This window comes from Colwellia sp. BRX10-3 (genome assembly GCF_014077505.1).
Taxonomy (GTDB): domain Bacteria; phylum Pseudomonadota; class Gammaproteobacteria; order Enterobacterales; family Alteromonadaceae; genus Cognaticolwellia.
The window spans coordinates 197,636-219,063 of the sequence record NZ_JACGWA010000005.1 but is presented as its reverse complement, the minus strand read 5'-3'; the positions used below and the strand labels follow the sequence as shown (position 1 = coordinate 219,063).

The window sequence follows — 21,428 nt, the reverse complement described above, 5'->3', positions numbered from 1 at the left end:
AATGAAGTTAATTACGGCCGCCTATTTATGCGTGTTTTCCACTTTATCGTGGGCGAACGAATTAACAGGAATTACCTACAACACCATTCAAAATGATGAAATTGAGTTGGTGTTTGAGTTATCCGACAATATTGCTGCGCCGCCCGAAGTGGCAACGTCAATGAAACCTGCACAAGTTAGAATAACTTTTGATGCAGAGCAATTTAATCCTGCGATTGCCAACACACTTGTTGAGCACGCTGGCGTAAAAAATATTACGGTGCAAAAAATAGCAGGCAAAGTCGTTGCTAATGTTAATTTGCAGCATCTATCAATTTTTGACGTTATTCAAAAAAATAATACCTTTGCGCTCACCTTGAATACTGGGCAGGTAAATAAAACGGTAACCCAATTAATTCCGCTTGGGCATGGTTTTATTAACCAAATTGATAATATTGATTTTAAACGTGGTCAGAAAGATGAAGCGCAACTTTTAGTTAAGCTTATTGACAGTAAAGTTGCTGTCGATGTGAGTGACAAACTAGGTAAGCTTTATATCGAATTTCATAATACTGAAATTTTGGAAGACTACATTTATAAATTAGATGTAACTGACTTTGGCACACTTGTTACCGGTATTGAAACCTTTAAAGAAGGGCGAAATGCTCGTTTAGTGGTTGATATTAATGGGCCGTTTGAATATAAGCATCAACAGTTTAATGATGTGTTTTCATTAACGGTAAACGCTAAAGTAAAAGAAGACGGTTACCTTGGAGAGGAAGAGAGTTTTAGTGGCAGAGCAATATCATTAAATTTCCAAGATATTTCTGTTCGTACTGTTTTACAAATTATTGCTGATTACAATGGTTTCAACCTAGTCACCAGCGATACCGTTGCAGGCAACATTACTTTGAGATTAGATGGCGTTCCTTGGGATCAAGCATTAGATATTATCCTCAAGGTTAAAGGCTTAGACAAGCGTATGGAAGGCAACATTCTCATGGTTGCTCCAAGTGATGAACTAGCCGCTCGAGAAGCTCGTGACTTACAAGCTCAGCAGCAAGTTGAAGAACTTGCGCCGTTATATTCTGAATACGTACAAGTTAATTACGCAAAAGCTGCTGAATTTGCCGCGTTAATAAAAAATGAAGACAATAGTATTTTATCATCACGTGGCAGCGTTAGTGTTGATGAAAGAACCAATACCTTGTTGATCCGAGATACCGCGACTAGCATTGAAGATATTAAACGTATGGTGTCAGTATTAGATATTCCTGTCCGCCAAGTTATTATTGAATCTCGCATGGTAACGGTAAAAGATAATATTAATGAAGAACTGGGTATTCGTTGGGGTGTAACAGACACAGGTTCTGATTCATCAACATCAGGTTCTTTGTCAGGCGCTGAGAGTGCAGGCAATGGTACAATTCCATCATTAAGTGATCGACTCAATGTTAATTTACCGGTGGTAAACCCGGCTGGCAGTATTGCATTTCAGGTTGCACGTTTAGCCGATGGTACCATTCTTGATCTTGAATTAAGTGCCATGGAAAAAGAAAATAAAGGCGAAATAATTGCCAGTCCTCGTATTACCACTGCGAATCAAAAAGAAGCGTATATCGAGCAAGGTGTTGAAATACCTTATCAAGAAGCCGCTTCTAGTGGTGCAACATCAACACAATTTAAGAAAGCAGTATTAAGCTTAACCGTAACACCTCATATTACACCTGATGATAGAATTATTTTGGACTTGGTAGTAACACAAGATACGGTTTCAGATGTTTCCAATGGCACAGCGCCAGCAATTGATACGCAAAGAATTGGCACGCAAGTTTTAGTTAATAATGGTGAAACCATCGTACTTGGTGGTATTTATCAACAACAAATTATTAGCTCGGTTTCAAAAGTACCTGTTTTAGGCGATATTCCGTATTTTGGCTGGATGTTTAGGAATAGCAGCAACTTTAATGAGAAAAAAGAACTCTTAATATTCGTTACACCACGCATAGTTACGGAAAGATTTTAAGTTAATTTGCATGTAAGGTGGTGTTTTCATCTTACATGCTTGCAATTTGTACCCAACAATTGCGATAATTGCGCCCTTGAAATTTTCGAGGGAGGTTCCCTCTTACCTGTTCACGTAATAAATAAACGAGTATTAATTAATCTAATGGCAGAAAAACGTAATATTTTCCTTGTAGGCCCAATGGGCGCAGGCAAAAGTACCATTGGTAGAGAATTAGCGGACAAGCTACATCTAGAGTTTTTTGATTCTGATCAAGAAATCGAACGTCGCACTGGTGCAGATATCGCCTGGGTTTTTGATCTTGAAGGCGAAGAAGGCTTTCGCTTAAGAGAAGAATCAGTTATTGAAGACTTAAGTGAAAAACAAGGAATTGTTTTGGCAACTGGCGGTGGATCTGTGATCAGCGCTCAAGTACGTAATCGCTTATCAGCGCGCGGTATTGTGGTTTATCTAGAAACAACCATTGATAAACAAGTCGCACGTACGCAAAGAGACCGACGTCGTCCACTTCTACAAACTGATGAAGAACCTAGAACAGTACTTGAAAACTTAGCAGTAGAACGTAATCCGTTATATGAAGAAATTGCCGATGTTATCGTGCAGACGGATGATCAAAGTGCGAAAGTTGTGGCAAGTAAAATAGTAGAACGTTTAGATTTTTAAACGACATACTTATGACCACTCTTCAGGTTAAACTCGGCTCACGAAGTTATCCCATTTATATAGACAGCGGACTATTAGCAAATAGTGATCTGCTGTCTAGTCACATCCGCAGTAAGCGTGTTTGCATTGTAAGTAATACCATAGTTGCACCACTATATATTGAGCAATTGAAACATAGCCTTAGGGATTTCGATATTGATGAAATCATTTTACCTGATGGTGAAGCTCAGAAAAGCTTAGCGAATTTTGAACGGATAATGTCACATCTGCTTAAGGGCACCCACGGCAGAGATACGACTTTAATCGCATTAGGCGGCGGGGTTATTGGTGACATTACTGGCTTCGCAGCAGCTTGTTATCAGCGCGGTATTGATTTTATCCAAATACCGACAACGGTACTATCTCAAGTTGACTCATCTGTTGGCGGAAAAACAGCGGTTAATCACCCTTTAGGTAAGAATATGATAGGCGCGTTCTATCAACCTAAAGCCGTTTTTATCGACTTATCAAGCCTATCTACTTTACCGGTTAGAGAGTTTAATGCTGGTATGGCTGAGGTTATTAAGTACGGCATCTTAGGCGATGGTGAATTTTTTACTTGGCTTGAAAAAAATATTGATGAAATCAAGGCCGGTGAAAATAAGATCTTAATGCAGATGATAGAGCGCTGTTGCCAATGTAAAGCGAATATCGTTGCTGAAGATGAAACAGAAACAGGTGTGCGTGCATTATTGAATTTAGGGCATACCTTTGGACATGCTATTGAAGCTGATCAGGGTTACGGTAAATGGTTACACGGTGAAGCCGTTGCTACTGGCATGGTACTTGCTGCTAAGTTATCAGTAGCAATGAATTTGCTTGAAGTGTCAGATCTTCGTCGTATTGAATCTTTACTTTCTGCGTTTAACTTACCGTTAATAGCGCCGGAGAATATGGGATTTGATAAATTTATTTGCCATATGCGTCGTGATAAAAAGAATTTAGCAGGAAAGCTACGCTTTATTCTCCCAACCGCTATTGGTCAATCTGAAATTAACGACGATGTTAGTGAGGAACACCTTCAACAAATTCTGTAATTTAATTCAGAATAGGTGAAGCATGTCGGCGTTAAAGCAAAATATTGGCATATCAAACGATAACACCAGTGTCACTAAAATTAGTGCACAAGCACGCATAGACTATATTCTACGTTTTTCTAAACAAGCCATTTTGGTTATTGATGAAAACGTAGAGCAAAGTGCCCCTATTTCAAGTCAGTTTCTAGCCGGTCTACCTGAACAGCATAACGCTGCCTATATTTCACTATCTCCACAATTTAATAATATCCAAATTCGTTGCCGAATTATTGAACAGTTATACACTGGAGAATTATTTGATCCTGAAATTTCATTAGCGGTAAGTGTGATCAATTTATCTAAGAAATCAAAGCAGGCTATTAGTATTGTACTCGAGAGTGCTCAGCATTTATCTTTGCAGTTGTTACATGAGTTATCACAATTAGCGGCTATTGCAAAAAAAGCTAATCTGGTCGTTAACATCGTGATGTTTGGTTCGGCACAAGCTGGAAAAAATGTCGCTACGAATAAAAGCTTATTTGAAAATAAGCTGACATTATTATCGGCGCAGTCAGGACAACTTCTATCGACCTCGTCAGTTATATTTAAAAACAGTCAGCCGAAATGGAATTTTATCAAGCAGAATAAATGGCAAATTAGTGTATTAGTTCTGTTACTTGGCCTAGGTGCTGGAATTATTAACTTATTTCAAATAGATAGTTTCAACTTTTCTAAAGTAATAATCGCGAACAACCATGAAGAAGTGTCATTAACCAAAGCTTTAGCTAAACCGCAAACCATGGTTTTATCAAGTGACGGTGAAACTTTTGCTCAGATGTCAGATTCAATAACAGTAATCAATAGCACTAATATTGCGGCTATACCCAGCGAAATATACTCATCGTTAATAAATCCATTACCGGTTGTATCAATTAAAGTGGAAACGTTACCGGCTTTGCCTAGCGATATTATGTCTGCGATAACAACTGTGAATAACGCTAATGCTCAGGCTGTTGATGCAGTACTAAAAACTTCAACAAGTCTGCTAAACATGAAAACTAGTGCAGAGCAGAGTAAGCTGACTAATCAATTAACAGTAGATAATGACTACTACGCGAATAATGCTGGCTATGTCATACAACTAGCGGCTTTTCGTGATTTGAAATTGCCAAAAACATTTTTAGATACCTTATCAACTATTGATCACCAGGTATATCAGCGCTTATTAAATAATAAACCATTAATTGTTATTACTAGTTCGGTATATGCCGATAAATCAACAGCACAATCTGCCTTATCGCTTTTGCCAAAATCGTTATTAGCACGTCAACCATGGATAAAGCCTGTTAGGGTAATTAATGACGAAATCAATGCATTTCTGCACTCCCAATAAAGGTTGATTCAGGATACAATCCCCGCTTACTTTTCAGATGTAGACATCTGTTGTTAAATTTTAGAGTTTGTAGGTGCCATGAAGAAAAAACATCGAGCGTTTTTAAAATGGGCGGGTGGTAAATACGCTCTAAGCGATGTCATAAATTCTATGCTGCCAAAAGGAAATCGCCTGATTGAACCTTTTGTTGGTGCCGGTTCAGTGTTTCTAAATAGCGATTATGATGAATATTTACTCAGTGATATTAATCAAGATCTCGTTAATTTATACCGTATTGTGCAACGCACCCCCGCTAGGTTTATCCAAGATGCTCGTCGATTTTTTTCACCAGAAAATAATCAAGCAGAAGTTTATTATCAGCTGCGAAAAGAGTTTAATGCCAGTTCAGACCCATATTTTAGATCCCTAGTTTTTCTCTACATGAATCGTCATGGTTATAATGGTTTATGTCGATACAATAAATCTGGCGGTTATAATGTCCCTTTTGGCCAATACAAACGTCCTTACTTTCCTGAAGCAGAGCTAATCTACTTCGCAGAAAAAGCCGAAAAAGCGGTATTTATTTGTGACGGTTATCGACAAACCTTTGCTCATGCAAAATCAGGGGATGTCATTTATTGCGATCCACCTTACGTGCCGTTAAGCAAAACGGCGAGTTTTACCAGTTATTCAGGTAACGGCTTTGGTTTGGATGAACAAGCAGATTTAGCAAATGCGGCAGAAGAAGTAACCAAAAAACGAAACATATCAGTATTGATCAGTAATCACGATACTATCTGGACGCGAAAAATATATGAGCATGCGAAAAAACATCACTCAATAGAAGTGTCTCGAACGATTAGTCAAAAAGGTAATAAACGTAATAAAGTCTCTGAACTACTCGCGCTTTATTAACTATTATTCTACTCAAATAAGCCCTTCTTAACTTACTAAGTCAGTTTAAATTTATTTGGGAAGTTATATGGCGATAGTGAGTAATGAGACAAGTCCATCCTGTTGAAATGCTATCTAATGATGCTCACTCAACATGTTAGGTGAACTGAGTTTGATAAATATCAGCTTGGTAGCACAAAGCTTACAATAGCAATTAACGAGCCTATAAATAGCACCACGGCAATTACCCCCGCAATAATGAAATGACTAAATTTACCTTGGGTAAAATCGCGTTCTCTATTTTTATCACTTTGCACACCAAAAAATGCTGCACCAACGCTTTTAAGTGTTTCTTTAAAGTTGCTTGAGGCCATCATTATCCTTAATTGCCAGTATGGCAAATTTTTATCACAGCAGTTTTAATCAGTATGTGCTAATGCGCAGCACCGATCAAGTGCTGCTAATTTAACTAAATTTTGTAAAGTTTCGCTTAATTAACCACTTAAGTATTGATATTTTAATTAATTTGATTAATGTTAAGTATTATTGAGGACAGTTAAATATTGTGATTGAGGAATCAAGCTATGATTGAACAATTGCACTTTATCAGCATTATTTATATGAACGGAATACATGTCGAAACATTTAATTGGCGATACTAAGTTTACAGCTAAGGTCAAAATTTTATTAAATAAAATTTATGGTCGCAGTGCTTTAAAAGATTCTGTCTTAGAAAGGGCTATTGCATTTTACGATCTAGAGCAATTCTCACAACGTAAACTAGATAAACTTAATAATGATATTGCTAAATTAGGAGAAATTGACAGTGATAAAAGTAAAAGTAAAAGTAAAATTAAACTTTTTAACTTCGAACGAGAGCAAAGTGATTACTCGCAAGAGTTACGTTTAGAGCGCAATGAACGTGCGGATCATTTACAGCAGATATGTCGAGATATAATTGAGCTTTGTGAAGGCGAGAGTCGTGCTGAAACTAATCGAAAATCTGCAGAGCTATTAGGTACTATTCAACTATTATCGCCAACAGAAGGAAATAAGGTTGCTGTAGCAAACGAGCGAAGTAAGCCACTGTACAGAGGCGTGCTCGCTTTAAGGTTGTTGGATCAAATCTGCTTAAAAAAACTTATATCTGAGGTCTACTTGGCGCAAGAATTAGCTGATATAGCCGATTTTGATTTTAATGAATTACGTAGTGAAAACAAAGCGGCTTATGATCAATTCGTCGATCATGTGAAAGTGCCTTTATTAATGGCTGCAATATTACAAGACATTGGCAATTATCATCCTGATGCACAGAAAATTATGCACGGCACTGACGGCAAGCAAGACGTTTTTCGCACATTACAAATTGAAGAACGTAAAGCACTGTTACAAATTAATTATCGTGAAACCATTAAGTATCTTATCAATGGCATTGGGGCTGTAAACTATTTGGGTAATTCTAAAATTGAACGAGACGTTTTTAATGCCAAAGAAACCAATAAGTTACGCTTTTCTAAACAGTTGCTAATGTGTAGTGTTCAGCCTAAATTAGGGGTTGGCAATATATTAAAAGTACCACAAATATATACTTCAATTGTTTTATCAACTAAAGACAATTACAACTACAAATTATTACCGAAAGTTTATCAAGCCTTATATCTGAACGCTGAACGCGGCAATTGCAGTCGCAGCGTTGTCGACACTTTATATCAAATTACTGGCGACTTTCCGCAAGGATTTGGGGTTATTTATATTCCTCATGATGTTGAACAGGATGTTCGTTACGAATATGCGATAGTAACCCAGTTTTATCCTGATAAGCCGAATGAGCCCAAATGTCGTATAGCAACAAGACAGTTAACATTCATTGGTCATGGTCATGATTTGATCATTAAAAAAAGCAATAATTTGTATTTTGTGGAAACGGCGAAAGAGTTTTCCAGTATTAATAAAGAGAGGCTGAATGAGATACTAGCCTTGCTATCATCAAACTATCTTGAACGAAAAGAACTTGATTTATTGCCGCGTTGTTGGCAGCCTGAAGAATATTTCATCAAAAAAACTAACCAAAAACTCTGGAATCGTATCAGCTAACTAACACCAGGAAAAAATATCAGAGTAAAACACCTAGAGTACAAACCAACAGAGCATAAATAGTAGAGTAAGTTTAATTTTATGCACCAATCCATTTTATAGTTGTATATAGCGCAAGAATTAAAAGCAATAATGATGAACGAGTTTAGTGAGTAACACCTCAGTTTTGGTAATTTCACTATGAGCTAAATATTCATTAGGTTGATGAGCCTGATCGATAGAGCCGGGTCCCATAACGATAGTTTGGCAACCTAATTGTTGAATAAAAGGTGCTTCTGTAGCGTAATTTACAGCACAACAGTGATGACCAGAAAGTTTTTCAGCGGTCAGCACTAACTCACTTTCAGGTGTCTGCTGAAAACTCGGTGAGCTAGGGTCAAGTTCACTTATTGATAGCCGTCCAGGATATTTTTCTGCTATTGGCTGCAACGCCTTTGATAACCATGAAACCAGCTCTTCGTCTTTCATACCCGGTAAAGATCGCATATCAATATCTAACTCACAATGGCCACAAATTCTATTGGCATTGTCGCCACCTCTAATGGCACCTAAATTTATTGTTGGTGTTTGAACGTCAAAAGCTTCATTTTGAAAATTCAGGTTGAGATTGTCCCTGAGCTTGAATAATTCGCTAATTACTTGATACATAATTTCAATAGCATTGACGCCACTGGCAGGCTTGCTTGAATGTCCAGCTTGACCTTTAATGCTGATTTTATGAGACATGTGACCTTTGTGCATTACCACAGGCACTAAATTTGTCGGCTCGCCTATAATCGCAACGTCAGGTTTTATTATTTCACTGTTAGCAAAGAATCTCGCACCAGCCATAGTAGTTTCTTCATCAGCAGTGGCTAAAACGTATAACGGCCTCTTTATTGAGGCAAAATCTAGCTGTTGACAAACTTGTAAAATAAAAGCAAAAAAGCCTTTCATGTCACAGCTACCTAAGCCAAACAGCTTATTATCGATATCGGTAATTTTTAATGGATCAGATAACCAGCGATTTTCATCAAAAGGTACTGTGTCGCTATGGCCCGCAAGTAATAAACCACCTGAGCCAGTGCCTAATTTCGCTAACATATTAAACTTACCTTTAACGTTCGGCACCGCTTGAATAGTAATAGCAAAGCCCAATGTTTCAAACCAAGCAGAGAGTAAATTTATCACGCCCTCATTACTTTGATCCCAGCTAGCTTGTGATGAACTGATACTTGGCTGTGCTATTAATTGGCTAATGGCTTGGGTAAAGTTGGGTAGATTCTTGTTTAGCTTTTTCATTATATTTAAAACCTAAATTTATTTCATGGGTAGTTATGCTTTTTAATTGCATAATTAGTTATATGATGATACTTTAACTTAACAATGTAAATAGCCTAATTTAACCACACTATGAAAATGTTTGTAATCAATTCGACTAAACGACGACGATAGAGTAAATATTAGGTCTTGGAAATCATGATTTTCTAGATAACGCCATATTTTTGGTAATAATCGCTAGAAAATAATTAGTCAAAGTTGAATAGAATTGCAAATTTTACGTGTTGATAACAATACCCATTGTAATTTCTAATCGTAAACATAATGGTAAGTAAATGAACGTCGTAGTTATTGGTGCAAGTGGTTATGTCGGTGCTGAGTTAATTGGTTTATTAACACAGCATAACAAAATATCAATTCAACACTTGTTAGTGTCTGAAAATAGTACTTCTAGTGGTAAAACTTTTGCGGAATTACATGCTCGCTGGCAGGGGATTTGTGCTGTACCCCTGCATTCTTTTTCTCAGCAATGGTTTGATCAACATATTAGATCATCTGAACATAGTATCGATGCGGTATTTTTTGCTACCCCTCATGAATTTAGTGCGCAATGGGCACAAGCCTTTATTGACCATAATATTAAAGTGTTCGACTTGTCTGGTGGCTTTCGTTTAAAAGACGCCAAGCAATATCCTGTTCATTATGGTTTTGAACATCACTCGTTAAACGCTCTGCAACAGGCTCAATATGGTTTAGCCGAATGGCAAGCTGCAAAAATTGCTACCAGTAATTTAATTGCTGTACCTGGCTGTTATCCCACAGCAAGTTTATTGGCGTTAAAACCCATCACCAGTAATGCGCTTCATCAAGAAAACTCGCTAATTGTTGTCAATGGTATCAGTGGTGTCACTGGTGCTGGTCGTAAGGCCTCATTAGCGACAAGCTTTTGTGAAGTTAGCCTAACTCCCTACAATATTTTACAACACAGACATCAGCCAGAAATTAGTCAAGAAGCTAATGCTGAGGTGATATTTAATCCGCATTTAGCTCCTTATAAACGTGGGCTATTAGTTACAATAACATTACAGTTGAAAGCAGACGTGACTAGTCAACAAGTTGACGATGTCTTTACGCAAGCATACCAAGATACACCTCTTGTGAGAATAGTGAAGTCTTGGCCTAAAATTGACAATGTTGCCCATACGCCATTTGCTGATGTGCATTGGCTAGTTGATGAAAATAAACATGTTGTAGTTGTGAGTTGTGCCATTGACAATCTTTTAAAAGGTGCGGCATCGCAAGCAATACAATGCGCTAATATTAGCTTGGGTTTACCCAGCGAATATAGCTTATTAACACCTGGGAGCTGGTTATGAAAAAGCCTGTTGTGATCAAAATTGGCGGTGCTATTTTAGATGGCTATAATCAAGGTAATACCTCAGCCTTAACAGCATTGTTAACCGTAATTGCCAGTTTAAAAGATCAACCTGTGGTGATTGTGCATGGCGGTGGTTGTGTGGTTGATGAAATGCTTGCCCAAGCTGGATTTGTTACCGAGAAAAAACATGGTTTACGGGTAACACCGAAAGCGCAAATGCCAATTATTAGTGGTGCACTTGCCGGAAATGTTAATAAAGCGATTGTTGCGAGTGCGGCAAGTTTAAAATTACCAGCCGTTGGCTTATCGCTTACCGATGGTCAAATGGTGCAATGTCAATTAAGCCCATTAGGATTAGGTCAAGTGGGTGTACCAAAACCCTATAGTAGCGCGCTATTAGATACGCTATTAAGTGCAAATTTTTTACCAATTGTTTCATCTATTGGAGCATTGGAAAATGGTGACTTAGTCAATGTAAATGCTGATGATGCCGCGGTAGTTATATGTCAGTTACTTAATGCTGACTTGTTGCTACTAACCGATGTTAATGGCGTTAAAGGCGCAACCGGTGAGTATCTTAGTTCACTTAATGGTGAGCAAGCAGAAGCACTTATTAATAGTGGTGTTATTGCCGGAGGCATGACAGCTAAAGTTAACGCAGCATTACAAGCGGCGAATAAGTTGCGACGAAGCATCGCGGTTGCTAGTTGGCAATCGCCCGAGCAAATTATCGATTTGCTCAACGGTGCCAATATTGGTACTCGTATACAGCCCAGTATTTGATAAACATATATTACTTATACTCGTTGTTAACTCGTTTTCGTCCAGGATAAAATTTTAATGAATTTAGAACATTTCTTAGCTGATGATCAGCTAAATAAAAAACAAATACTCGATTTAATTACTTTAGCACGTGACATTAAACAGCAACCTGAAAAGTACAATCAGGTTTTAGCGGGTAAGTCTGTTGCGATGATCTTCGAAAAACCTTCGTTAAGAACTCATGTTAGTTTTGATATTGGCATTAAAAAACTCGGTGGTCATGCGCTCTATTTAGGCCAACAAAATGGTAAATTGGGTGAACGCGAGCGGGTTAGCGATTATGCTAAAAACCTGTCGTGTTATGCCGATGCTATTGTCGCTCGTGTTTTTAATAACAGTTCGATAGAACAATTAGCACAGCATGGCAGCATACCTGTGATCAATGCACTTTGTGACAAGTATCACCCATGCCAAGCATTGGCTGATTTTGTTACTCTTGCGGAAAACTTCTCTGATCTTTCAACCGTAAAGCTTGCTTATATTGGTGATGCTAATAATGTCTCTAACTCATTAATGCTGATGGCGGCAATCGTGGGCGTTGATTTTACTTTAGTCTGTCCAGAAGGTTATGGTCCTGAAGATAAAATGTTTAACAAAGCGTTGAAGTATAGCCAAGATTCAGGATCCAAACTGTTATTAACCACTGATATAACAGCATTAGGACCACAAGATGCACTCTACACGGACACTTGGATATCAATGGGTGATAACACCAATGTTACTGATGTTTTAACGACCTTTAAGCCATATCAGGTGAATCATAAACTGATGGCCAAAACTGGAGCAAGTATCGTTATGCATTGCCAACCAGCACACCTCGAAGAAGAAATTACCACCGAGTTGTTTGATAGCGAAATGTCAGTGGCGTTTCAGTCAGCTGAAAACCGTATGTGGGCACAAAATGCGGTATTAGTTAGTATATTAGCGGATTAATATGCTGTTGTACTTCAACAGAACAATCAATTTAAATTTTAAAAATACCTTTCAACCTAGCCAATTCCTTGAAGTTGGCTAGACTGATGATAAAAATTGTGAAGGAATTAAATCATGGCATTAGCAGCAAAAAAAGACATTAAAAAAGTAGTATTAGCGTATTCAGGTGGTTTAGACACCTCAGCAATCATTCCTTGGTTAAAAGAGAATTATGATGGCTGTGAAGTGGTGGCATTTTGTGCTGATGTTGGCCAAGGTGAAGAAGAACTTATTGGTATTAAAGAAAAAGCGATCGCATCCGGTGCTTCAGAGTGCTATGTAGTTGACTTAAAAGAAGAATACGTTAAAGACTACATTTACCCTATTATCAAAACTGGTGCGGTTTATGAAGGACAATATTTGTTAGGTACGTCAATGGCGCGTCCAGTGATTGCCAAAGCCCATATCGAAATTGCCTTAAAAGTAGGTGCTGATGCGGTTTGTCACGGTTGTACCGGTAAAGGTAACGATCAAGTGCGTTTTGAAGCATGTTTTGCCGCCTTAGCACCGCAATTAACCGTTATTGCTCCTTGGCGTGAGTGGGATATGGTTTCGCGTGAAGACTTACTAGATTATTTAGCTGAGCGTAACATCCCTTGTGCGGCATCATTAACTAAAATTTATAGCCGTGACGCAAATGCTTGGCATATATCGCATGAAGGTGGTGAGCTAGAAGACCCTTGGTGTGAGCCTTCAAAAGAAGTGTGGACTATGACCGTAGATCCAATGGATGCACCAGATGAAGCGGCCAAAGTGATGTTGAGCTTTGAAGCAGGCGAATTAGTTGCTGTTGATGGTAAACCAATGTCGGCCTATCAATCATTGATGTATTTAAACGAAAAAGCGGCTGCACATGGTGTTGGTCGTATCGATATTGTTGAAAACCGTTTAGTAGGCATGAAGTCGCGTGGTTGTTATGAAACCCCAGGTGGTACTGTGCTAATGGCAGCATATAAGGGTCTAGAATCATTAATTTTAGATAAAGAGTCTTTAAAATATCGTGAATCTGTTGGTCATGAATTTTCACACGTAATCTATGACGGTCGTTGGTTTACGCCGCTTGCAAAGGCGCAACTGGCTTCAGCAGCGTCATTCGCCGAGAAAGTTACCGGTGATGTTGTGGTTAAACTCTTTAAAGGTATGGCGCAAGTGACCCAACGTCGTTCGCCAAACAGCTTATATTCAGAAGAATTTGCTACCTTTGGTGCTGACGATGTTTATGACCAAAAACATGCAGAAGGTTTTATTAGATTGTTCAGCTTATCAAGTAGAATAACGGCACTTAAACAGGCAGACTCAGTACTGACTAAAAAGAAATAAAAAGGTAGAGGAATTTAGCCATGGCATTATGGGGCGGACGGTTTAAAGAGCAAGCTAGTGTACAGTTTAAAAAGTTTAATGACTCTTTACCTGTTGATTATCGTATGGCGGTGCAAGACATTGTTGGGTCAATTGCCTGGGCTGAAGCATTAACTACGGTTGATGTGTTAAGCCAAGCAGAATTTAAAGAATTAAAAGCAGCATTATTAGAGCTAAAAGCTTCAGTTGAAGAAAACCCGAAGCAAATTTTAGCGTCGGATGCTGAAGATATTCACAGTTGGGTAGAAATTAACCTAATTGAAAAAACCGGTGATTTAGGTAAGAAGTTACACACAGGTCGCAGCCGTAATGACCAAGTTGCCACAGACTTAAAACTTTGGTGCAAAGAAACTGGCAGTGATTTACTTTATGCTTTGGTAAACTTGCAACAGGCAATGTTAGATCTTGCTGAACGTGAACGTAATACCGTGTTGCCAGGCTATACCCATTTGCAAAGAGCGCAACCAATAACTTTTGGTCATTGGTGTTTGGCTTATGTTGAAATGTTTAACCGTGATATCGGTCGTCTAAAAGACGCTTTATATCGTGCCGACACTTCACCATTAGGCTCTGGAGCATTAGCAGGTACGGCATACCCTATTGATCGTGAGCAACTGGCCCATAATCTTGGTTTTCGCAGCGCAACACTCAACAGCTTAGATGCAGTTTCAGACCGTGATCATGTGATTGAATTATTATCGACGGCAAGTATTAGCATGATGCATTTATCGCGTTTTGCTGAAGACTTGGTTTTTTATAATTCAGGTGAAGCCGGTTTTGTTGAAATGAGCGATTTAGTTAGCTCAGGCTCGTCATTAATGCCACAAAAGAAAAACCCAGACGCTTGTGAACTATTACGTGGTAAAGCTGGCCGAGTGATGGGTTCATTGACCGGTATGATGATGACCATGAAAGCCTTACCTCTTGCCTATAATAAAGACATGCAAGAAGACAAAGAAGGTTTATTTGACGCCCTTGATACATGGCAAGAATGTATGCAAATGGCAGTATTAGTTGCAGAAGGCTTAACAGTTAACCGTGCGCGCACGTTAGCAGCAGCTCAACAAGGTTATGCAAATTCTACTGAGCTCGCTGACTACCTTGTGAGTAAAGATATTCCCTTTCGTGAAGCGCATCATATTGTCGGTGAAGTTGTGTTAGCGGCTATCGATGCAGGACACGCGTTGGAAGACTTCACCATTGCGGAACTACAAAAGTTTAGTGACAGAATCGAGCAAGATGTTTACCAACATTTATCGATTGAATCATGCTTAGATAAGCGCGGCGCAATAGGTGGCACGTCTCGCCAGCAAGTTGAGAAAGCGTTAGCAGAAGTACAGTCAGGTAATCTTTTATCTGACAATCAAGATACCTTGAATACGCAAGTTTTAGGGGCACCGAGTAAAACACAAATTAACTTAACCTTAAAACAAGTTAAACAACGTCTAAATGCCCAGCGTGCAGCCGCTATGTCGGTACGTAGAGCAAGAATGTCAGATATTGACAGTATCTCGGCTTTAGTCGATTACTGGGCCGAACGCGGGGAAATACTGCCACGTAGTCGCGATAATATTATTCACGCTGTGCAAAACTTCGTTGTTGCTGAGGTTGAGGGTGTGGTTGTCGGTTGTGCGTCACTTTATATTTACCAAACAGGCCTCGCAGAAATTCGTACATTGGTGATTGATAAAACCGCTCATGGTCAAGGTCAAGGGCAGGCGCTTGTGCAATATTTGTTAGAGTTTGCTCACCAAATGCAACTACAAAAAATTATTGTCCTGACATATATTCCGAACTATTTTCAGCAACTCGGCTTTAACTTAATTGATAAAAACTCTTTAGCCGACAACATTATAGAAGACAGTGAGCAAAGTCCGCATAAGGATCCTGAAGACGAAGTTGCCATGGAATATATTGTTAATCGCTGTGCAGAAAAACTGTAGCGTTTTAGCCTAGTGATTAATGTTGATATAAGTAATGTTATTAGTGATCAGATGTCATGAATAGTAATGAAAACAATGTAAAGTGGTTTAGAAATGCTGCGCCCTATATAAATGCTCATCGTGGTAAAACTTTTGTGCTTATGTTTGGTGGTGAGGCTATTCAACACGCAAATTTTGCTAATATCATTCATGATATTGCCTTGCTAAGAAGTTTGGGGGTTAAGTTAGTTTTGGTGCATGGCGCGCGCGTACAAATCGAGGAACGATTAACTGCTCGCGCAATACCACAACAAATTGAAGATAATGTCCGTATTACCGACGCTGAAACTTTATCGGTAGTAAAAGATGCCACAGGTTCTTTGCGAATTCATATCGAAGCGCTGTTAACCATGGGCTTAGTGAACTCCCCTATGCACGGCTCGCAAATTCGGGTCAGTACAGGTAATTTTGTTATTGCTAAACCTATAGGTGTGCGCAACGGTATTGATTTTAAACATACCGGGTTAGTGCGCAGAATTGATGCTGAAGGTATTAATACTCAATTGAATTTTGGTTCAATAGTATTGCTATCGCCGGTTGGTTATTCATCAACGGGTGAGGTTTTTAATTTAGCGTTAGAAGATGTGGCGGCACAAACAGCGATAGCGTTAAAGGCGGATAAGCTAATAACACTGACAGAACAAGCCGGATTACTTGATAAAAAAGGCGCGTTAATTCGAAGTTGTGGTGTGGCGACTGTTAGCCAGTTACTTGCAGAGCAAAAAAATCATGTTCAACAGTTACTATTAAAAGCCATTATTCAATGTGGTAAGCAGGGCGTAGAGCGTTGCCATAGTGTAAGTTACACCAGTGATAGTGCTTTGCTACAAGAGCTTTTTACCCGTGATGGCGCAGGAACTTTAATTGCCAAAGACCATCAAGAGCAACTGTCAGCTGCTAGTATTGATGATGTTGGTGGTATATTAGAGCTAATAGCACCATTGGAAGAAGAAGGTGTACTTGTTAAACGTTCACGTGAGTTACTCGAAATCGAAATAGATCGCTTTACGGTAATTAAAAAAGAAGATGTTATCATTGCTTGTGCGGCACTTTATCCATATCTAGAGGCAAAATCAGGTGAAATAGCCTGTTTAGTCATTCATCCAGATTATCGCGGAGGTAATCGCGGGATTCGTCTTATTCAAGCGCTTGAACAGGCGGCTAAAAGAAAAAATCTTAGCTCAATTTTTGTCTTAACTACAGTAAGTGCTCACTGGTTCATTGAGCAAGGTTACAGCGAACAAGCTATTGAAAACTTACCAGAAGGTAAGCAAAAAATGTATAATATTCAGCGAAAATCTAAGGCATTTACTAAAGTAATTTAATGAGTTTTGTTAATCTTGAAATCAAAGCAACCGCAACGGTTGCTTTTTTTAGCCTATAAAATACTGGCGAGCCCATGTATAATTTCAGTAACAAAATTATAACAAATGATTTCAATAGAATTTGTTTTTGTGCATACTAAGTACTATAAACGGCTAAAATGCCAATCGGATTAATTTATTCGTCCGCATAATAATAATAAAAATAGGCAAATTTGAGATATGAATTTTTCTCGGCTCGTCGCTGTGTGTGTCATTTATTGCGCATTTAGCACTTCAGTTTTGGCTGAATTAGATAACAATGTCGCGTTCAACTTAGCTTCTGAAGCGGGCTACATAGATAATTTTCTGTATCAAGCTGATAATGAGCAAGGTACGGCTTATTATAGCTTATCGTCTGATTTAGCTTTAACGTCAAAAAGTCAACAATCAGCATTTAATTTTGATGCCAAACTTGCTACATACTTTTTCAATAAATTTGATAATGATGATCATACTGATTTCACCATTATTCCTAAATATCAACTTAAGTTTAGCCAAAATCAACGACTTTATATGTCAGCTCTCTGGCTTAATAGCTATAATTATAGAGGCACGGGCTTATCTTTAGGTGAGGCTGAAACTTTATCTAAGGGTGATGAAAAAGAGAATGTTGGTGCCAGTATTGGCTATGAATACGGCACACTAGAATCACAAGGTAAATTAAATTTCGAAGTTACTTATAATGAAAACGAATTTACTACTCGCCGAGCAGATACCCGCCGACTAGATACAGAAATACTGAACGTTAAATCAAGTTTTGATTATTTGTTATCAGGTAAAACATTTCTAGCCTTTGATATTGATTACAAAAACACTCAATACCCAAACAATCCGATAATTAACCGAGATAGTTTTGCCGGTTTAGTCGGTGTTAAGTGGTATACCACGGTAATCAGTGAGCTTAATTTTTTAGTGGGTTATCAGCAACTGAAATTTGACGATAACCGATTAAGTGACGACGATGCCTTTAAGTGGCGGTTTGATTATATTTGGCGTCCTTCTGATTTCACCCAAGTGCATATTCGATCAAAGCGTAACTTTGATGAAAGCTACCGATTAATTAGTAGTTACCGTTTAGCTCAAACCCATCAAATAGATCTTGAACATGCCTTTAGTGAAAATTTGAATGTGTTAGCCACAGTAGGTATTAATAGTGAAAAATTTATCAGTCCCCAGAATACTCAAAAAGAAGATTATGTATTTTCTACACTAACGTTAGATTACCAGTATAGTGACAGATTGAGCTTACAGTTGAATTATCACTATAAGTCATTGGAGGCCAGTGCCGATAAGTTTGACTACTTACATAATAGAGTAGGGTTAACTGTCAAAGTTAACCTTTAGTTAATGGATTTTTAATTGAAGAAAGTCCTACTGAAATGAATTCTACTTAACTGTTTAGATGTTTATTTTGGTTGTATTAAACATGCTGATTTAAATGAAAATGTTAGTTATGGGTAAAAATAGTAATTAGCTAGAAGGTAATGTTACAATTTGTAACTTAGTTGGATGAAAAGTATGCGATTTTTGATGTTTTTCTTGTTGTTTTTTCTTGGCCATGTAACAGCAGGTGATTATAAATTAGGTGCTGGGGATCAGATCCAAATCACAGTTTATGGCGAGGCAGATTTAACAACCAATATTAAAGTTGATAAGTCAGGTGTTATTTCATTTCCGTTTTTATCTGATATTAAGGTAGTAGGTTTATCGTCAAAAATTTTAGAAAATAAAATAGCAAACGGCTTACGAGGCGATTATTTAATTGATCCTCAAGTGACTGTTTCAATAGTTATGTACCGACCTTTTTTTATACATGGACAAGTTAAGCGCCCCGGCGGTTACCCCTTTCAGGAAGATTTAACACTAGATAAAGCCATAGCTATCGCCGGTGGGTTAGCAGCAAGAGCGTCAAAGTCGTCGTGGAATATCACCAGATTAGTGGATGGTAAAAAAGCGATATTTGAAGCTAATGTTTCCAGTGCGATTTTGCCGGACGATATCATAGAAATTGAGCAAAGTTTTTTTTGAATACATTAGAAAATAAAAACCTGACTTCCATAAACGAAGAAGTGGCTTTAAAAGAAATTTTATCGCCGCTTTGGTCGCGTCGTTGGAAAATTGTATTTTTTACACTAGTGATGACTTTCTTCGCTGCTTTTTACCTTTCATTACTTAAACCCTCATATCGAGCGACGGCAATTTTACAAATTGGCACCAATAAGCCAGCAAATACCCTATCTATTAATGATGCCTTTAATGAATCAAACGCGAGTAAAGAGCAAATTCAAACACAGTTTGAATTATTGCGTTCGCGTAAGTTTGCTGAGCGGGTGATATCTCAGCTCAATCTTGTTCAGCATGAAGAGTTTAATAGCGGAAAATATAACGAAAAGTGGGCTGTTTTTTCCCAAATAGGCAAACGAAGCTCTACTCCAGAAGTGAGCGAAGTTGTTAGCCAATTTCAAAAAAAATTAAGTATCACACCTATTGCTGGTACCGAGCTAGTAAAAATATCCTACGCGTCTTTTTCTGCACAGCTATCACAAAAAATAGCTAATCAAGTTGGTATTACATACCTGCAGTATCAAGATGAAATACATAGTGCCTCAAAAGAAACAACATCGCAGTGGTTGGTTGATCAACTTGAAGAGCTTGGGAAAAAATTGCAAAGTTCTGAGCTGTCGCTACAAACATATCGAGAAGCTGAGGGCATTGTTGATATTCATGGGGTTGTTGGTTTAGTTGGAGCTCAATTAACTGAGTTAACATCTGAATCACTCAAGGCAGCAAAGTTAGCTGATGACCTGGCCATTTCGTATCAAGATATGCAGCAGCACGCGGGTGACATTGATAAATTAAGTGATCTGCATGAAATTAGTAGTCACGCTACATTAATGCAACTGCGACGAGCTGAAGAGATAATTGAACGTAAGATGGTTGAATTGTCGCAGCGTTATGGCCCCAAACATCCTAAAATAATTGCTGTTAATGCTGAGTTAATGTCGTTGCAAAAACGTATTATACAACAAGTTTACGATATTGTTATTTCAATCGAAAAAGAATATTTTAGTGCAGTTGAAAGGGTCGACGGCACTAAGCAACGCCTAGCCATAGCGAAAAAAGATTATCTGCGATTAAGTCGCTTACAAAATAAATTTTCGCAGTTAACCCGTGAAGTCGATACCAATAAAGAGCTTTATAATAACTATTTAGTGCGCTTAAAAGAAGCTGATGCCATGGGCAACTATAAAGCGAATTTTTATGTACGCTTTATTGATAAGGCAACAGTGCCTAAAAGCCAATTTGCACCGAATAAAGTGTTGGTTATAGCACTGACGTTTGTACTTTCAATTTTTCTAATTTCTCTTGTTATTATCATGCGTGAATTATTAATGGATACGCTAAATTCTCGTCGCAAATTGGATAATTTTAATGAAGCACCTATTCTCGCCGTTTTACCAAAAATTAAGGCGAGTACCCGTGAGCGAAAAGAAGATAACTACATTACGGACAATCGTTTTACCGAAGCCATACGAACCTTGCGAACGGCCTTATTATTTAACAGTGAAAAAACGCCACCTAAAATAATTGCTGTAACCTCTTCTGTGCCTAATGAAGGTAAATCCACGGTTGCACTTCATCTTGCTCGCTCGTTTAGTGAGATGGAAAAGGTGCTGCTAATTGAAGCTGATATGCGCCATCCAACTATCGCAAAAAATATGAATTTAAGTGAACATCGTCCTGGGCTTTCTAATTTACTGGCTAAAACACATCAAATTAATGAATGTATTATTCGGGATAAAAATGTCAAGTTAGATATTTTGACTTCTGGCATTACACCGGCTAATCCACTGGCGTTTCTATCAATGAAGCGCTTTAATATGCTAATTAAAGTGTTTGGTAATTTTTACGATCGAATTATTATTGAAACCCCCCCTGTAAATGCCGTTAGTGATGCGGTTATTATCTCTAAATTAGTCGATAGCGTTATCTATATTGTGCACGGGAATAAGACCAAGCGAGAACAAATATCTGCAGGTCTTAGAATGCTGAAACAGGTTAATGCACCTATTGAAGGCGTAGTGATTAACCACAGTGAAAATATTGATACTGATAAATATCAGAATAAATATTATAACGATCGTAGCAATATTATTAAGCTCGCCTCAAGAAAGCGCGGTTAACTATACCTAATACAGTTTATGCCT

Annotated in this window: 17 protein-coding genes; 15 read left to right on the top strand and 2 right to left on the bottom strand. The window is 38.2% G+C overall.

Annotation, left to right across the window (positions count from 1 at the left end):
* Window position 1: 1 nt before the first annotated feature.
* The 5 genes from H4J38_RS10330 to H4J38_RS10310 all read left to right on the top strand — a co-directional run bounded on the left by H4J38_RS10330 (window position 2) and on the right by H4J38_RS10310 (window position 6,010).
* Complete coding sequence (locus H4J38_RS10330; protein ID WP_259365482.1) at window positions 2-2,005, top strand: type IV pilus secretin PilQ; 2,004 nt, start codon at window positions 2-4, stop codon at window positions 2,003-2,005.
* 144 nt (window positions 2,006-2,149) lie between these two features.
* Complete coding sequence (aroK, locus tag H4J38_RS10325) at window positions 2,150-2,668, top strand: shikimate kinase AroK (protein WP_081150979.1); 519 nt, start codon at window positions 2,150-2,152, stop codon at window positions 2,666-2,668.
* An 11-nt stretch (window positions 2,669-2,679) separates the two neighbouring features.
* Entirely contained in the window at window positions 2,680-3,744 is a 1,065-nt protein-coding gene (aroB, locus tag H4J38_RS10320) for a 3-dehydroquinate synthase (protein WP_182131689.1), read from the top strand.
* 22 nt (window positions 3,745-3,766) lie between these two features.
* Window positions 3,767-5,116 (top strand): SPOR domain-containing protein, encoded by a 1,350-nt coding sequence (locus H4J38_RS10315; RefSeq protein WP_182131688.1) that lies wholly within the window; start codon window positions 3,767-3,769, stop codon window positions 5,114-5,116.
* 78 nt (window positions 5,117-5,194) lie between these two features.
* Entirely contained in the window at window positions 5,195-6,010 is an 816-nt protein-coding gene (locus tag H4J38_RS10310) for a Dam family site-specific DNA-(adenine-N6)-methyltransferase (RefSeq protein WP_182131687.1), read from the top strand.
* A gap of 161 nt (window positions 6,011-6,171) precedes the next feature.
* Here H4J38_RS10310 and H4J38_RS10305 read toward each other — a convergent pair whose 3' ends face one another.
* Window positions 6,172-6,363 carry a DUF2970 domain-containing protein gene (locus H4J38_RS10305; protein ID WP_404842609.1) on the bottom strand — a complete coding sequence of 64 codons (192 nt, stop codon included), beginning with the start codon at window positions 6,361-6,363 and terminating at the stop codon, window positions 6,172-6,174.
* A 259-nt stretch (window positions 6,364-6,622) separates the two neighbouring features.
* Between H4J38_RS10305 and H4J38_RS10300 the strand changes: the two genes are divergently transcribed.
* Window positions 6,623-8,083 (top strand): hypothetical protein, encoded by a 1,461-nt coding sequence (locus H4J38_RS10300; protein WP_182131685.1) that lies wholly within the window; start codon window positions 6,623-6,625, stop codon window positions 8,081-8,083.
* 120 nt (window positions 8,084-8,203) lie between these two features.
* Here the strand turns inward: H4J38_RS10300 and argE are convergent, their stop codons facing one another.
* A complete protein-coding gene (argE, locus tag H4J38_RS10295) occupies window positions 8,204-9,364 on the bottom strand; it encodes an acetylornithine deacetylase (RefSeq protein ID WP_182131684.1) in 1,161 nt (386 codons plus the stop codon).
* 314 nt (window positions 9,365-9,678) lie between these two features.
* Here argE and argC point away from each other — a divergent pair, with 314 nt between their 5' ends.
* The 9 genes from argC to H4J38_RS10250 all read left to right on the top strand — a co-directional run bounded on the left by argC (window position 9,679) and on the right by H4J38_RS10250 (window position 21,404).
* Window positions 9,679-10,719: an N-acetyl-gamma-glutamyl-phosphate reductase gene (gene argC, locus H4J38_RS10290; protein WP_182131683.1), complete on the top strand. Its 1,041-nt coding sequence runs from the start codon at window positions 9,679-9,681 to the stop codon at window positions 10,717-10,719.
* The gene (gene argB / locus H4J38_RS10285) at window positions 10,716-11,504 is read left to right on the top strand and encodes an acetylglutamate kinase (protein WP_182131682.1); all 789 of its coding nucleotides are present in this window, start codon (window positions 10,716-10,718) and stop codon (window positions 11,502-11,504) included. The genes argC and argB overlap by 4 nt, the downstream gene beginning before the upstream one ends.
* A 57-nt stretch (window positions 11,505-11,561) precedes the next feature.
* Entirely contained in the window at window positions 11,562-12,476 is a 915-nt protein-coding gene (locus H4J38_RS10280; RefSeq protein WP_182131681.1) for an ornithine carbamoyltransferase, read from the top strand.
* A gap of 114 nt (window positions 12,477-12,590) precedes the next feature.
* The gene (locus tag H4J38_RS10275; RefSeq protein WP_182131680.1) at window positions 12,591-13,835 is read left to right on the top strand and encodes an argininosuccinate synthase; all 1,245 of its coding nucleotides are present in this window, start codon (window positions 12,591-12,593) and stop codon (window positions 13,833-13,835) included.
* A gap of 20 nt (window positions 13,836-13,855) precedes the next feature.
* A complete protein-coding gene (argH, locus tag H4J38_RS10270) occupies window positions 13,856-15,817 on the top strand; it encodes an argininosuccinate lyase (RefSeq protein WP_182131679.1) in 1,962 nt (653 codons plus the stop codon).
* 56 nt (window positions 15,818-15,873) lie between these two features.
* Window positions 15,874-17,181: an amino-acid N-acetyltransferase gene (gene argA, locus H4J38_RS10265; protein ID WP_182131678.1), complete on the top strand. Its 1,308-nt coding sequence runs from the start codon at window positions 15,874-15,876 to the stop codon at window positions 17,179-17,181.
* A 219-nt stretch (window positions 17,182-17,400) separates the two neighbouring features.
* The gene (locus H4J38_RS10260) at window positions 17,401-18,564 is read left to right on the top strand and encodes an outer membrane beta-barrel protein (protein ID WP_182131677.1); all 1,164 of its coding nucleotides are present in this window, start codon (window positions 17,401-17,403) and stop codon (window positions 18,562-18,564) included.
* Window positions 18,565-18,738: 174 nt separating this feature from the next.
* Window positions 18,739-19,248 carry a polysaccharide biosynthesis/export family protein gene (locus H4J38_RS10255; protein WP_259365481.1) on the top strand — a complete coding sequence of 170 codons (510 nt, stop codon included), beginning with the start codon at window positions 18,739-18,741 and terminating at the stop codon, window positions 19,246-19,248.
* The gene (locus H4J38_RS10250; RefSeq protein ID WP_182131675.1) at window positions 19,245-21,404 is read left to right on the top strand and encodes a polysaccharide biosynthesis tyrosine autokinase; all 2,160 of its coding nucleotides are present in this window, start codon (window positions 19,245-19,247) and stop codon (window positions 21,402-21,404) included. The genes H4J38_RS10255 and H4J38_RS10250 overlap by 4 nt, the downstream gene beginning before the upstream one ends.
* The last annotated feature ends 24 nt before the right edge of the window (window positions 21,405-21,428 follow it).

Bases quoted from the DNA above. Each gene is read 5' to 3' on its own strand.
- H4J38_RS10305 (WP_404842609.1), bottom strand. From the start codon at position 6,363: ATGGCCTCAAGCAACTTTAAAGAAACACTTAAAAGCGTTGGTGCAGCA.
- H4J38_RS10300 (WP_182131685.1), top strand. From the start codon at position 6,623: ATGTCGAAACATTTAATTGGCGATACTAAGTTTACAGCTAAGGTCAAA.
- H4J38_RS10315 (WP_182131688.1), top strand. From the start codon at position 3,767: ATGTCGGCGTTAAAGCAAAATATTGGCATATCAAACGATAACACCAGT.
- H4J38_RS10255 (WP_259365481.1), top strand. From the start codon at position 18,739: ATGCGATTTTTGATGTTTTTCTTGTTGTTTTTTCTTGGCCATGTAACA.
- H4J38_RS10275 (WP_182131680.1), top strand. From the start codon at position 12,591: ATGGCATTAGCAGCAAAAAAAGACATTAAAAAAGTAGTATTAGCGTAT.
- argC (WP_182131683.1), top strand. From the start codon at position 9,679: ATGAACGTCGTAGTTATTGGTGCAAGTGGTTATGTCGGTGCTGAGTTA.
- H4J38_RS10330 (WP_259365482.1), top strand. From the start codon at position 2: ATGAAGTTAATTACGGCCGCCTATTTATGCGTGTTTTCCACTTTATCG.
- aroK (WP_081150979.1), top strand. From the start codon at position 2,150: ATGGCAGAAAAACGTAATATTTTCCTTGTAGGCCCAATGGGCGCAGGC.
- argH (WP_182131679.1), top strand. From the start codon at position 13,856: ATGGCATTATGGGGCGGACGGTTTAAAGAGCAAGCTAGTGTACAGTTT.
- H4J38_RS10310 (WP_182131687.1), top strand. From the start codon at position 5,195: ATGAAGAAAAAACATCGAGCGTTTTTAAAATGGGCGGGTGGTAAATAC.
- argA (WP_182131678.1), top strand. From the start codon at position 15,874: ATGAATAGTAATGAAAACAATGTAAAGTGGTTTAGAAATGCTGCGCCC.
- argE (WP_182131684.1), bottom strand. From the start codon at position 9,364: ATGAAAAAGCTAAACAAGAATCTACCCAACTTTACCCAAGCCATTAGC.
- aroB (WP_182131689.1), top strand. From the start codon at position 2,680: ATGACCACTCTTCAGGTTAAACTCGGCTCACGAAGTTATCCCATTTAT.
- argB (WP_182131682.1), top strand. From the start codon at position 10,716: ATGAAAAAGCCTGTTGTGATCAAAATTGGCGGTGCTATTTTAGATGGC.
- H4J38_RS10280 (WP_182131681.1), top strand. From the start codon at position 11,562: ATGAATTTAGAACATTTCTTAGCTGATGATCAGCTAAATAAAAAACAA.
- H4J38_RS10260 (WP_182131677.1), top strand. From the start codon at position 17,401: ATGAATTTTTCTCGGCTCGTCGCTGTGTGTGTCATTTATTGCGCATTT.